Below are 12,635 nucleotides of genomic sequence, written 5' to 3'. Positions count from 1 at the left end.
AGCATTTGTGTCGAGGTTGAACGGTGGAGAACGAGCGGCGGAGATCAAATGGCAGCAGAATATAAAGAATCCTACGAGAATACAAAATAAAACCTACCTGAAGAAGGCAATGGAGGTCCTTCCCGCGAATATTCGATTAGGAAGAAATGTTAAAATGTAACCGCATTCATTGGAAGCCGGGAGGGATATGAAGAATGAGAGGTATCATTTGCGAACAAATCGGAACGTTTCGTTATGCTACAGATTTACCTGAGCCGATACTGGGGCAGGATGAAGCAGTAATTGAAATAAAGCGGGTTGGCATTTGTGGGACCGACCTGCACGCTTATCAAGGGAACCAGCCTTTTTTTGAATATCCGCGCATCTTAGGACATGAACTGGCTGGGATCGTCACAAAGATTAGCAACCAAGATCAAGGCATATTACCAGGAGATCAGGTCACCATTGTTCCTTATTTACACTGTAATCATTGCATAGCCTGCAGATCGGGGAGACCCAACTGCTGCATGCAGCTTCAAGTATTGGGAGTACATGTGGACGGGGGACTGTGCGAAAGAATTAAGGTTCCGATATCACATCTATTAAAGTCCGAAGGATTATCCCTGGACCATACAGCAATGATCGAGCCGCTGGCTATTGGTGCTCATGCGGTTCGCAGATCCGGAATTTGTGAAGGTACAGAAGTGCTTGTTATTGGAGGCGGACCCATTGGACTTGGTGTCATGACACTCGCAAAAGAGGCAGGAGCCAATGTCATTGCTATGGATGTTAACAAGGAACGGTTAGATTTTTGCCGCTCGTGGGCTAAGGTTAACCATACCATTAACGCAGCTGACGAGGACCTGCTTGAGCAGCTCTCAAAATTAACGGCTGGAGCGCTTATGCCCATCGTCATTGATGCAACGGGTAATATTACATCCATGACAAATGCTTTCAATTATACTGCTCATGGCGGGACTTTGCTATATGTAGGTCTCGTTAAGGGCAATATTACGTTCAACGACCCAGAGTTTCATAAACGAGAACTAACCATTATGGGCAGCCGGAATGCAACAAGAGAGGATTTTGCTCACGTCATAAAGACTATCTCCACAGGCAGAATCAATCTGGATCAGTATATTACTCATCGTGCTTCGTTAGAAGAGATGGCTAATTTGTTTGATGAGTGGCTAGAGCCTGAATCGAAAGTGATTAAAGCTGTAGTGGAATTATAGAGGCAAGTCGATTGCAGCTAAAGTAAGAATTATATATACGACTTATATTTCAGGAGGACCGAATGTCATTAACTGCCGAAACGACGTTATGGTACGACCAACCAGCCCTAAACTGGAATGAAGCCCTTCCGATCGGGAATGGAAGATTAGGCGGCATGGTATTTGGCTGCGTTGAAGAGGAGCAAATCCAATTTAACGAAGATTCAATCTGGTATGGAGGTCCGAGAGATCGAAACAACCCGGATGCTCTTGCGAACCTCTCTCTTATTCGAGAGTTACTGTTTGAGGGAAGGCTGATCGAAGCCCATCGTTTATCAGAAGCCGCCTTTTCCGGAACACCACGCAGTCAGAGGCATTATTTAACGGCGGGGGACTTTTTCATTCATTTTGATCATCCTGAAGGGGAGCTGGCCAATTACCGCAGGGAACTCGATTTGGAAAAAGCGGTGGCTATCACAACCTATGAATATGGTGGTATTACCTATCGACGGGTGGTATTTTGCAGTTATCCGGATCAGGTGATGATAATAAGACTTGAAGCGGACCGCCCTGGTGCATTGTCTCTCACTTCCCGATTTGAACGGAAGAAGGGCAAGCATATGGATGAGTCTCATCGGCATGGAACGGACACGATTGTAATGACCAATGATTGCGGTGGAAGGGAGGGGCTCGTTTATAGCGCGGCTGCCAAAGCCATCCCTGTCGGTGGAACCGTTAGGGTAGTGGGTGAGCATCTGATAATAGATCAGGCAGATGAGGTTGTTATCCTCCTCGCTGTCGCGAGCACTTTTCGTTTCAAGGACCCAAAGAAGCAATGCTACGAGCTGTTGAATCAGGCCGCAGTCAAGGAATTTAACCTCTTAAAAGAAACACATATTCAGGACTATCAGCATTTGTTTAATAGAGTGCAGCTTAACCTGGGAAAGCCCTCCGAGTCGCCTTCTGTTGAACCCGTAAATAAGCGGCTGGAAAAGTTGCAATCAGGAGGGGAGGATACGGGTCTATACGCGTTACATTTTCACTTTGGGCGATATTTGCTTATTTCGAGCAGCCGTCCTGGATCACTGCCAGCCAACCTGCAAGGGATATGGAATGATTCCATGTCGCCGCCTTGGGACAGTAAGTTTACGATTAATATTAATACCCAGATGAATTATTGGCCAGCGGAGAGCTGTAATCTTGCAGAATGTCATCTACCGTTGTTTGAATTGATCGAACGAATGAGGGCGAACGGCCGTGTAACAGCAGAGAAAATGTATGGCTGCCGAGGGTTTGTCGCTCACCATAATACCGATATTTGGGCAGATACCGCGCCGCAGGATATTTATCCACCTGCTACACAATGGGTTATGGGCGGCGCATGGTTGACGCTTCATCTATGGGAACACTACAAATATAATCCTGATCCAGCATTCTTGGAACAGGCTTATGAAACGATGAAAGAGGCTACCTTGTTCTTTCAAGATTTTCTCATCGAAAGTCCTGAAGGGTATCTTGTGACGAATCCCTCCGTATCACCGGAGAATCGGTATGGGCTTCCTAGCGGAGAGTCAGGTACTCTATGCTACGGTCCTTCTATGGACAATCAAATTTTAACAGAGCTATTGAATGCCTGTATTGAGGCCAGTAGGTTGCTAAGCACCGATGAGAGTCTTCGTAAGGAATGGGCGAAGATCATTTCTCGTCTACCCGATATGAAAGTAGGCCAATATGGTCAACTGCAGGAGTGGCTAGTAGATTATGAAGAAAAAGATCCTGGACACAGGCACATCTCTCATCTGTTTGCTCTTCATCCGGGAACTACAATTAGTCCGGATTATACCCCGGACTTAGCTGATGCAGCCAGGATTACACTTCATCGTCGATTGAAGAATGGTGGAGGACATACAGGATGGAGTAGAGCGTGGATTATTAATTTTTGGGCTCGTTTGTTGGACGGAGAGCAGGCTTACTATCATACTAGAGAGCTGCTGAAGAAATCAACACTTCCCAACTTGTTTGACAATCACCCTCCATTTCAGATTGACGGCAACTTTGGGGCAGCTGCAGGAATTGCCGAGATGCTGCTGCAAAGTCATCTTGATGGTATCCGGATTCTTCCGGCCTTACCACAAGCTTGGAAGCAAGGGAGTGTAACAGGACTTCGCGCAAGAGGAGGCTTCACAATTGATATCGAATGGGAGGAGCATAAACTCACAAACGGAGTAATTACTTCGGATCGTGGAGAGAAGCTTCGTATTTACTCGGATTCCCTCATACGTATTGCATCAGCAGATGGAAGTGAATTATCGGCAGAACGCGTTGGGAATTTATTAGAGTTGCCGACTGTAAAGGGTGATAAGTATATAATAACTGCTTACTAATATATAATACGCTTATCGATCAACTTGAAATGAGTCATTACCCTATTAACACCGGCGTTATTTGCGTCGGTGTTTTTTTGAATACGAGTGCTATGTCTAACCAACCTATGAGCTTAAGAGGAGAATTCAATGCTATTAGAAGAAGAGGTACTATTATTACTATCATTCTGTATGTTAGCGGTTATGGGAACGGTTGTTGTCATTGTAATTGTGTTAATGGTTAGACATAAAAAAGCAGGCTACGGCTTTATCTTAGCACATTTAGTTTTATTTTCTTGGGGAGCAATGGGGTGAATCCAACTGTTGGAAACGAGAGCAACAGCCAGTTCATCACAGAATTCCCTAACGATCGGATGGATTGGAATACTTTGGGCCATTAGTATGATTTGTATGACTATCGGGTTAATACAATTAAGACCTTAAGCCAAGTAAAGAAGAAGGTTAAGTGCGAGTGTTAGATTCGTTGTTACATTGTTCGTGTAATTTATGGAAGTTAGAGGAAGGAGTGTTATCTGATGAAGAAGAACGTACATATCATTCTTGCTGCGGGTCCTGCTATTCCTACGATTCCAGGGAAAGAACTAAACGCCATGTTGTTTTTACAGAATGAAATAAATATTACCCAAACCAATATGAACAGCATTAAGGAATCCAGGATAAATATAGAGAACGCGGATTATGTTGTTGTTTCGAATGAATGGGATCCGCATGCGTATATTGAATTCGGAATAGCAGTGGAGTTGAAGAAAAGAATGATTGTAATCAAGGATGATGTGTTGATTGGCAGTGGTTTTTTTCCTAAATATATGGACATATCTTATGAAATCTCACATCATGAGTCGTTGAAGGATTACTTAGATCGTTTGTTTAAAGATCAGGATTAAGAAATTTATTTCTAACTGGACAGAAAGTAGTGACACTCGTCTGTTTAACATTATTCGTTATTTTCATTGGTTTTGCCTATCCTGTAGATCGTTGCTTGACGCGGATGCAGGATTTTTTTGTATTTTTTTTGTAGAGAAGTGTCACGAACTGGGCGAATGCACAATAGGATATAGGGTACTAGGCGAGAGGCTTACGACTTACAGGGAGGAGGGAACGTATTTGGCGGTTATTAAAGCAAATTCTGAGGATGTAAAAGTGCTCGCACGGCTTATGAGAGCCGAGGCAGAGGAAGACGGAGAAACAGGTATGCTTCTGGTAGGGAACGTGGGTGTGAACCGGATCCTTGGCGGATGTCTTGATTTTCGTAATATTCGCTCCATTAACGATATGGTATACCAGTCACCAGGCGGCTTTGAGGCGATTCAAAAAGGATACTTTTATCAAGCGGCGAGAGAGTCCGAAATTCGTTTGGCCAGACGTGTTATTAACGGTGAAAAAGTATGGCCTGCAAGCAATGCCCTCTGGTTCTTCAGACCAGCTGGAGCATGTCCGGCAACTTGGTATAACCAACAGAATACCGGAAGATTCCGTGCACACTGTTTCTTCAGCCCATCTGGGGCGGACTGTCCGGCGGTTTTTTAGCACATTGATGCACACCTTACTATTAGGGAGGTATTTAAATGTTTAACCAACCATATCAGCCTGTATCGTATAAGATCGGAAATTCGGGGCCTGCAAATGCTCCAAGAAACATGCAAGGGATGCAGGGAGGAATGACTGTAGTTCCACCCGAAGTATCCAGCGGAAGTGTAATGACGCCGAATGGTGCGGTCATTCAGCAAACTATTCCGTTCACTGAGCAATCTTTTGTTGAAAATATACTTAGATTGAACCTTGGGAAATTCGGTACATTCTATGCGACATATGAAGGCAACAGAGAGTGGAACGCTAAAGTATTCCAAGGCATCCTTGAAGCGGCAGGCCGCGACCACATTATTATCAGTGATCCAAACACAGGTCAACGGATCATCATCCTGATGGTGAATTTTGATTATGCAACATTCGATGAGCCGTTGAACTATGAATATCCGTATGCTCCAACAGCGCCTCGTGGCGGAAGACGTTAATACAGTGACGTCGTAATATAAAATAAGGGATAGCCTTTGATGATCCAGGAGAACGAAAACTCTGGACATCAAAGGCTATTTTTTTGCCATTATTTCAGCCAGCGGAGCATATATATCAGCAATTGTATGTGGTATGAGTACTTCATGCTCGATAAAAAGGAGGTGGACCCGTTACCGAATTCGGGATACGGGACCTTATTTGAGTGACCCTCTATCGTTTGGCATCTATGTAATGATTATATTGGCACTCGCTCTAATCAGCGGGTTGTTTGCAGCTCTAGACAGTGCTATTGGCCGGTTGTCACTAGTGCGTAATCAGGTGAGCAGCCAGGAGACCGATCATCACGAAGTGTTATCTATACTTGCAGCTGACAAAGCTAAATATCGCACCACCTGTCAGCTTGGCATATTTTTGCCCGTTATTGGACTCGGCTGGCTCAGTGAAGCTGCAATCTCCTCGAGGTTATCACCGCTTCTGGAAAATATGGGTCTAGATGTATGGCCAGCAGCAGTGCTGTCTACAACGCTTGCTATTATTGTCATTACGTTAACCTATCTTGGGGCAGGACGATGGATACCCTCTGTTTTGTCTTCTCATGTTCAGGAGCGTCTCTTAAGAAAGTCAGGCAGATTTCTTATCTTGTTTACGTTCTTTATGTCTCCTCTCATTTGGTGCTTGAATATAGGAGCAAGAGGTCCTGCTCATCAGGAGGGGACTCATTTATCTGTGAAGAAGGAAAAGGTACAGAGTGAAGAAGAATGGCTGCAGCTTATGAAGGACAGCAAAAATGACGGTGTGATTGATGCATTTGAATATACACTGCTTGATAACATCTTTGATTTCTCCGCAACAACCGCTAGAGAAATTATGATTCCTCGTACTGAGATGATCTGCTTGAATACGGAATGGACGATTCATGAGAATTTGACCATTGCAAGCATGCAAATGCGGACCCGTTATCCTGTCTGTACCGGTGATAAGGATCAGATTATCGGCTTTGTTCACCTTAAGGATTTGTTCATGTCAGGGATGGAGGAATATTTAACGACGATTCGTCCCATTCTTACGGTTCCGGAATCAACGTCGATTGCCATTCTGCTGAAGCAAATGAAGGTGTCCAGAACTCAGATTGCGATCGTAATTGATGAGTATGGAGGAACCTCTGGACTAGTGACGCTTGAAGATATCGTGGAGGAGATTCTGGGTGAAATCCAAGATGAGTTTGATAATGAAAGACCGCTTGTGGAATATATAGGAGCTTCTGAATACTCCATCGATGGACTCATTCTCTTGGAGGAGCTTAACCAGCTCTTGTCCCTCGATATTGAAGAGTCGGGCTATGACACTCTTGGCGGCTGGGCATTATCCATGTTGAATTCCTTTCCACCGAGGCCAGGGGATTGTATCTCGTATGGTGATTACCAATATCGAATTGAGGAAGTGGATCATCATCGAATATCCAGAATTGAGGTCAAGAAGAAGACAGTGAGCAGTCATAAGGAAGCTGGGGCTTAATTAAATAGTTTAGTCATTGTCTAATACTTTGCGGCGGACATTACCGTAAAGTATTTTTTTGTGTTCATAGAGACGATTACAAAATAACTTCCGCTGCTCAAATCAAGGGATTTTAATAGATTCATAATTTTTTGTCATCACCAAATGACAATCTATTAATCAGTGAAACGAGTACAAAACCTCGTCCGTACTATTTGATAGATTTAACCAAATAACATAGTGAGGAATGGTGATGTTAATGTTCAAATCTAAGAAAAATCAAAAAACGATTATTTTATTTCCTCTATTGCTCATCGTATCCCTGATTGCTGCCAGCTTAGCGGGAGCCGAAGAACAGCGTGAACCCGGGGCATTAACGTCAAAGCCGCCTGAGGAATCGGGTTTTATTACTCCGTTTGCAACGTATCAGTTTCTTGTTGGATTTAAATCGGAGTTAACGATGAATGCCAGCAGTATTTACATAGCAGGACATACAGAAGCGAAGCTTGCTGCTGATTTCATCAGTGTGGATGTGACACTGCAAAGATGGGATGGCTCCGCTTGGAGGAGCGAAAGAGCAGTTTCGAATTCTACAACGCATTCCAAAAGTGTCGAAACCAACCAGACGGTATACAATCTAAATAAGGGTTATTATTACAGAACGCTCTCTACACATATGGTTAGAATCAATGGTACCGTGGAAAAGGCTTCATTTTATACACCTGGCTATTTGTATAACTAGCATCTAGAGAATGTGGAATTAATCTTCATTTAATATGAATAATTCATATAACAACGATTTATCGTAATTTTAAATAGACCAAAAGAACATGAAAGAGGTGTCCTACGTAAACGTAAGACACCTCTTTATCTCTCAGCTATTCTTTCATTGGAAATTGATTCGTCTCTTGAATGATGTTAGCGAATTTAAGAAGCTCTTCCTTCGAAATAGATTCGGATCCCATCAGCATGACCATAACGAGATTGCTTCGGTAAGCGAGCTGATCATGTTCCATATTCTCATAGAAGACAGCGACTGTACCATCATCAAGTGCAACTTCCTCAGGAACTCCGCTGAATGCCGGACCTGACTCTGGTGCACCAGGATTCACGGAGAACATTTTCTTAACAGAAACTTTCGCTATTCGTTCATCTCCATCGAAATACTCAATATAAATTTCATTTGATAAGTAAGGATTCTCAGGGTAAACCGGATTCTCCTGATCCAGCAGCAGATGATATTTGATATGCGTTGGAGTCAGCGGGAGATCGAAATTGTTTATATGAAATGTGGTATTGCTGAACGCCTTTTCTTTGGGTACCTCCACGAGAAATAAATTGTGCTGTACACTGACTTGATTCTCGAATTGGCTGTACAGCTCTTCTGGATCCCCGCTAAAATTGTAGCTTGGATTCTCAATCATACCTGGAGGCGGAGGGGTCTTCGCTCCCGAGAAATCCTGCCTAGGTCCCTGGAACACAAGAACCAAATTATCGCCAACCTGCTGCAGTCTCTGAACAAACGTATTTGCCTGAGTTCCTATTGGAGAGCTGAATATGGTTGCACCCATCGTAATTGAAGCGGCGATAACACCTGCAAGCTGCCAGCGTTTGATTCGTTTTTTTGCGTTTCTTTATATTCTGAATCTCATGATTAACCTTGTCCCAGGATGCTGCCATAGCTTCCTTATTCACTGATGTGGAGGCAGCTGCAGCATTCTCGAAAGCGAGGTCGAAGGCCTCCTCAAACTCTCGTTCGTATACTTCGTCAAATGGCTCTTCGAGCCAATCATTTGACTTTTCTTTGCTCATGTGCTGCGCCCCACTCTCTATGCAACAATTTTTTGATGCGTTCTCTGGCGCGGAAGAGACGCTGCTTAATGACATCTTCTCTTGTGTCCAGCAGTTCTGCCATCTCACGATAGCTGAGTCCTTCCTTCCATCGTAATTCGATCAGAGATCGGTACTCGGGTTTGAGTTTATCCATATAGCGCTCTATGGATTCCTGCATCATCTTCGTTTCCACTACGGATTCGATTGAAGCTGATGTCTGCTGCGCGGTCTCTACATCTAAGAAAACACTGTCCGCGTCAAGTTGGTTACGATATTTTTTATTTTTCTCAAATAATTAATGGCCGTGTTTTTGGTAACAACCTTCAGCCATGCTTTCAGCTTGGCTTCATTTTCAAATTCGGGCTTATTTTTAATAATTTTGATGAATGCTTCCTGAATAATGTCCTCAGCGGCGGAGTGATCCTTCAACATATATACGATAAACCCGTACATCATCTGATAGTATTCATAGTAGATCTCTCTCTGCAGGGATTCGCCTAGATCATTATAGTCCGCAGCCAACAGCAGTTGGATCCGGTCAGACATATATATCCCCTCTCTATCATGAAGCTTCTCTATTTTTGGACAATCATTCCACTATTTTACTATAATTTGAAGGTTTACTCCATAATTTTGAAATATACGTTTCTATTGTCATTAAGTTAATGTCACAAATAAAAATGATAAATCTGATAGTTCATCCAGCCATATGGTTAAAATAAGCGAGAAAGGAGTGATATTAGATGAAAGCATTAACATATCAAGGTAAAAAGAAGGTAAAGGTGAAAGAGGTCGCTGATCCCTCCTTGCAGGACAATAACGATATCATTATACGAGTCACTTCAAGCGCGATATGCGGATCCGATCTGCATATTTACAATGGGCTGATTCCTGGTATGCATGAAGATTATGTGATCGGGCATGAGCCCATGGGAATCGTCGAGGAAGTTGCCAAAGGAGTAACTCATGTCAAAAAAGGGGACCGTGTCATCGTCCCATTTAACGTATCCTGTGGAGAGTGCTTCTTCTGTAAGCACGAAATGGAAAGCCAATGTGACCATGCTAATGATACGAAGGACAGCGGCGGTTATTTAGGGTATTCAGATACCTATGGAGGATATCAGGGAGGCCAAGCGGAATACCTCAGAGTGCCCTATGGTAATTTTATGCCTTTTGTTATTCCAGAAGACGCTGAATTGGAAGATGACAAATTGTTGTTCTTATCCGATATTCTTCCGACGGCCTATTGGGGAGTCAAGAATGCCGGGGTGAAGCCTGGTGATACCGTAATCGTGCTTGGCTGCGGCCCTGTAGGTCTCCTTACACACAAATTTGCCTGGCAGGCAGGCGCCAAACGGGTTATTGCTGTCGATCATTTGAATTATCGACTGGATCATGCCAAGCGGACGAATCAGGTCGAGACTTATAACTTTGAAGAAATCAAGGGCTTTGAAGGATATTTGAAAGAAATTACACACGGCGGGGCCGATGTCGTCATCGATTGTGTCGGAATGGATGCCAAGAGAACAGCTGTGGAGAAGGTGGAGACAGCGTTGATGCTGCAAGGAGGGTCACTCGGCGCGTTCAGAACTGCATCTGAGGTCGTACGCAAGTTTGGTACGATTCAATTAATCGGAGTGTACGGAGCCAATTACAATATGTTCCCACTCGGCCACTTGTTCGAACGGAACGTAGAGCTGAAGATGGGACAGGCTCCAGTGATTCACCTGATTCCAGAGCTGTACGCACAGATTAAGTCAGGTAAAATCGACCCGACCGATATCATAACACATCAGATGAGATTGGAAGATGCGGAGAGGGCTTATGAAGTGTTTAATAATAAGGAAGAAAACTGCATGAAGGTCATTCTCAAGCCGTAGCTTACCCAGAAACCTATGTGGAGAACAGGACATAAACGGCAGTTCATGAGCACAAGTAAAGAGCCCAGGTCTACTAAGGACCTGAGCTCTTTGATGTTTGTTTTTTTAAATTAAAACGCCCAATTTCCTTTTAGGAAGATCGGCTCTTCATTCCCATCCGCTGTAATGCCATAGATGTCCATTTCACCCGAACCAATCATGAAATCGACATGAGTTAGGCTCGTATTCAGTCCAGCAGCAGCAATTTGCTCCTGATCCATTTCTTTGCCGCCTTCGAGACAGAAGGCATACGCGCTTCCGATGGCAAGGTGATTGCTCGCATTCTCATCAAACAAGGTGTTATAGAACAGAATGTTCGTGTCCGAGATCGGAGACTGATGCGGCACAAGTGCGACTTCACCAAGGTAGTGAGAGCCTTCGTCAATTTCAACCAGGTTTTGCAGTGCTTCCAGCCCTTCTTCTGCGGTTACGTTTACGATTCGTCCATTCTCGAATGTGAGCGAGAACTTGTCAATTAGATTGCCGCCATAGCTTAGCGGTTTTGTACTTGATACCGTACCATTAACACCTGTCTTAAGAGGGGCAGTAAACACTTCTTCTGTTGGCATATTAGCTACAAACGTAAAGCCCTTCTCATTGATACTATCGCCTTGAGCCCAGAGATGTCCTTCGGGAAGCTCAATTGTAAGATCCGTACCCGGCGCTTTGTAGTGCAGCTTCTTATATTTCTTCTCGTTCAATGTCTTAGACTTGCTCTCCAATGTGGAGAGATGTGTCTGCCAAGCAGCTACCGGATCTGCTTCTCCGATTCGAACGGTTTGGAAAATAGCGTCCCATAATAACGATACTTGTTCTTCTTGTGGTGCATCAGGGAACACTTTCGCTGCCCATTCAGGTGATGGTACAGCGATGAGGCACCAGCTGAATTTATCAGCCTGCTGATAAGCACGGTACTTCGCCATCGCTTTGCCGCGTGCCTTTTGAGAAGCGACGATTCTTTCCTGCTTGACGCCCTTCAACAGGTCCGGATTCTCAGACAAGATATGTAACACGGCTGCACCTTGCTCAACGAGCTCCGTCATTTCTCCGGCAGTCCATTTCGGCTCTATCGAGAATACTTCATCTGCAGCAAGATCGTACTGCATACGGGTGATCTGCTCATCATTCCATTGAACCTTGACGAGAGCGGCTCCGGCATCATAGGCTTCCTTAACGATCAGGCGAGCAAATTCCTTGGATTCGACCGGAGCATGAACGATCAAGGTTTGACCTGGCTGGATGTTGACGCCAACTTTTACAGTGAGCTCAGCATAGGCTTTTAATTTTTGTGCGAAATCATTCATTTCATTAATCCTCCAATACACGCTTGTACATTCACAGCGCAATAATAATTTACCCATGGTAAAAAAAGTACTGCTTACCCAGTTTAACGTAAACGGGTTGCTTTCGCATATCTATTTTATTATTGTACAATATACGTGGTATTCATCAAAAAAACCATTAAAAATTTCATGAACCAGCTGCATACGAAAATAGCTGTCTAATAAGGAGAGAAGAAGAGTGAGTTATAAAATCATCAGAGCCACGATGGGTAAGAATGAGGACAACGAATGGCTGGGCAGTACAGTATTTACTATAGACGAGAGTCCAGTGGAATATGAAATTTCGTTCTACAGTAAGAGAGGGAAGGATTGGGATTACAGCCTTCATTTTGCCGGAGAGCCTGGAGAAGAAGAGGAATTTCTGAAGCTGGATGCCAGAATTGAAGAAGACGATGATCTGTTCGATGAATTGCTGGATGCGGCGATTGATACCATTCCAGAATAGAGGAAAGCATC

15 protein-coding genes are annotated in these 12,635 nt (G+C 43.9%); 10 read left to right on the top strand and 5 right to left on the bottom strand.

The genetic code is table 11. The features are described from left to right. Positions 1-194: 194 nt before the first annotated feature. From TCA2_RS05645 to TCA2_RS05615, 8 genes are all read left to right on the top strand, one after another. Complete coding sequence (locus tag TCA2_RS05645; RefSeq protein WP_047910574.1) at positions 195-1,214, top strand: zinc-binding alcohol dehydrogenase family protein; 1,020 nt, start codon at positions 195-197, stop codon at positions 1,212-1,214. A 62-nt stretch (positions 1,215-1,276) separates the two neighbouring features. After that, entirely contained in the window at positions 1,277-3,577 is a 2,301-nt protein-coding gene (locus TCA2_RS05640; protein ID WP_047910573.1) for a glycoside hydrolase N-terminal domain-containing protein, read from the top strand. Positions 3,578-3,706: 129 nt separating this feature from the next. Beyond that, positions 3,707-3,871, top strand: a complete 165-nt coding sequence (locus TCA2_RS27115) for a hypothetical protein (RefSeq protein ID WP_193745995.1) — start codon at positions 3,707-3,709, stop codon at positions 3,869-3,871. A 221-nt stretch (positions 3,872-4,092) separates the two neighbouring features. After that, entirely contained in the window at positions 4,093-4,461 is a 369-nt protein-coding gene (locus tag TCA2_RS05635) for a hypothetical protein (protein WP_047910572.1), read from the top strand. Positions 4,462-4,681: 220 nt separating this feature from the next. Continuing rightward, entirely contained in the window at positions 4,682-5,104 is a 423-nt protein-coding gene (locus TCA2_RS05630) for a cell wall hydrolase (protein WP_047910571.1), read from the top strand. A gap of 38 nt (positions 5,105-5,142) precedes the next feature. Then, on the top strand, positions 5,143-5,589 hold the full coding sequence (gene gerQ / locus TCA2_RS05625) for a spore coat protein GerQ (RefSeq protein ID WP_047910570.1): 447 nt from the start codon (positions 5,143-5,145) through the stop codon (positions 5,587-5,589). 133 nt (positions 5,590-5,722) lie between these two features. Beyond that, positions 5,723-7,105 (top strand): hemolysin family protein, encoded by a 1,383-nt coding sequence (locus tag TCA2_RS05620; RefSeq protein WP_081872252.1) that lies wholly within the window; start codon positions 5,723-5,725, stop codon positions 7,103-7,105. 238 nt (positions 7,106-7,343) lie between these two features. Beyond that, positions 7,344-7,826: a hypothetical protein gene (locus TCA2_RS05615; RefSeq protein ID WP_152557660.1), complete on the top strand. Its 483-nt coding sequence runs from the start codon at positions 7,344-7,346 to the stop codon at positions 7,824-7,826. 136 nt (positions 7,827-7,962) lie between these two features. On the opposite strand, the gene TCA2_RS05610 is transcribed toward TCA2_RS05615, so the two are convergent. From TCA2_RS05610 to TCA2_RS27835, 4 genes are read right to left on the bottom strand one after another with little or no spacing between them, the layout of a single operon-like run. Next, the gene (locus TCA2_RS05610; protein WP_047910567.1) at positions 7,963-8,574 is read right to left on the bottom strand and encodes a hypothetical protein; all 612 of its coding nucleotides are present in this window, start codon (positions 8,572-8,574) and stop codon (positions 7,963-7,965) included. A gap of 1 nt (position 8,575) precedes the next feature. Next, entirely contained in the window at positions 8,576-8,896 is a 321-nt protein-coding gene (locus TCA2_RS05605; protein ID WP_047910566.1) for a hypothetical protein, read from the bottom strand. Then, the gene (locus tag TCA2_RS27840) at positions 8,874-9,098 is read right to left on the bottom strand and encodes an RNA polymerase sigma factor (protein ID WP_274520933.1); all 225 of its coding nucleotides are present in this window, start codon (positions 9,096-9,098) and stop codon (positions 8,874-8,876) included. Before TCA2_RS27840 ends, TCA2_RS05605 begins: the two co-directional genes overlap by 23 nt. Before the next feature lie 56 nt (positions 9,099-9,154). Next, the gene (locus TCA2_RS27835; RefSeq protein WP_274520932.1) at positions 9,155-9,463 is read right to left on the bottom strand and encodes an RNA polymerase sigma factor; all 309 of its coding nucleotides are present in this window, start codon (positions 9,461-9,463) and stop codon (positions 9,155-9,157) included. Between the two features lie 197 nt (positions 9,464-9,660). Here TCA2_RS27835 and TCA2_RS05595 point away from each other — a divergent pair, with 197 nt between their 5' ends. Next, positions 9,661-10,797: a zinc-dependent alcohol dehydrogenase gene (locus TCA2_RS05595; protein WP_047910565.1), complete on the top strand. Its 1,137-nt coding sequence runs from the start codon at positions 9,661-9,663 to the stop codon at positions 10,795-10,797. Positions 10,798-10,907: 110 nt separating this feature from the next. Here TCA2_RS05595 and TCA2_RS05590 read toward each other — a convergent pair whose 3' ends face one another. Further along, positions 10,908-12,140 carry an aminopeptidase gene (locus TCA2_RS05590; protein WP_047910564.1) on the bottom strand — a complete coding sequence of 411 codons (1,233 nt, stop codon included), beginning with the start codon at positions 12,138-12,140 and terminating at the stop codon, positions 10,908-10,910. Between the two features lie 244 nt (positions 12,141-12,384). Between TCA2_RS05590 and TCA2_RS05585 the strand changes: the two genes are divergently transcribed. Then, on the top strand, positions 12,385-12,624 hold the full coding sequence (locus TCA2_RS05585; protein WP_047910744.1) for a hypothetical protein: 240 nt from the start codon (positions 12,385-12,387) through the stop codon (positions 12,622-12,624). The last annotated feature ends 11 nt before the right edge of the window (positions 12,625-12,635 follow it).

This window comes from Paenibacillus sp. TCA20 (assembly GCF_000732325.1).
Classification (GTDB): domain Bacteria; phylum Bacillota; class Bacilli; order Paenibacillales; family Paenibacillaceae; genus Paenibacillus; species Paenibacillus urinalis.
Note: the sequence above shows the minus strand (reverse complement) of the source record. Positions and strands in the feature narration are given on the sequence as shown.

What these genes read in the sequence shown, in the direction of transcription:
- TCA2_RS05645 (WP_047910574.1), top strand. Translation starts at nt 195, where the DNA reads ATGAGAGGTATCATTTGCGAACAAATCGGAACGTTTCGTTATGCTACA.
- TCA2_RS05640 (WP_047910573.1), top strand. Translation starts at nt 1,277, where the DNA reads ATGTCATTAACTGCCGAAACGACGTTATGGTACGACCAACCAGCCCTA.
- TCA2_RS27115 (WP_193745995.1), top strand. Translation starts at nt 3,707, where the DNA reads ATGCTATTAGAAGAAGAGGTACTATTATTACTATCATTCTGTATGTTA.
- TCA2_RS05635 (WP_047910572.1), top strand. Translation starts at nt 4,093, where the DNA reads ATGAAGAAGAACGTACATATCATTCTTGCTGCGGGTCCTGCTATTCCT.
- gerQ (WP_047910570.1), top strand. Translation starts at nt 5,143, where the DNA reads ATGTTTAACCAACCATATCAGCCTGTATCGTATAAGATCGGAAATTCG.
- TCA2_RS05620 (WP_081872252.1), top strand. Translation starts at nt 5,723, where the DNA reads ATGAGTACTTCATGCTCGATAAAAAGGAGGTGGACCCGTTACCGAATT.
- TCA2_RS05615 (WP_152557660.1), top strand. Translation starts at nt 7,344, where the DNA reads ATGTTCAAATCTAAGAAAAATCAAAAAACGATTATTTTATTTCCTCTA.
- TCA2_RS05605 (WP_047910566.1), bottom strand. Translation starts at nt 8,896, where the DNA reads ATGAGCAAAGAAAAGTCAAATGATTGGCTCGAAGAGCCATTTGACGAA.
- TCA2_RS27840 (WP_274520933.1), bottom strand. Translation starts at nt 9,098, where the DNA reads ATGATGCAGGAATCCATAGAGCGCTATATGGATAAACTCAAACCCGAG.
- TCA2_RS27835 (WP_274520932.1), bottom strand. Translation starts at nt 9,463, where the DNA reads ATGTCTGACCGGATCCAACTGCTGTTGGCTGCGGACTATAATGATCTA.
- TCA2_RS05595 (WP_047910565.1), top strand. Translation starts at nt 9,661, where the DNA reads ATGAAAGCATTAACATATCAAGGTAAAAAGAAGGTAAAGGTGAAAGAG.
- TCA2_RS05590 (WP_047910564.1), bottom strand. Translation starts at nt 12,140, where the DNA reads ATGAATGATTTCGCACAAAAATTAAAAGCCTATGCTGAGCTCACTGTA.
- TCA2_RS05585 (WP_047910744.1), top strand. Translation starts at nt 12,385, where the DNA reads ATGGGTAAGAATGAGGACAACGAATGGCTGGGCAGTACAGTATTTACT.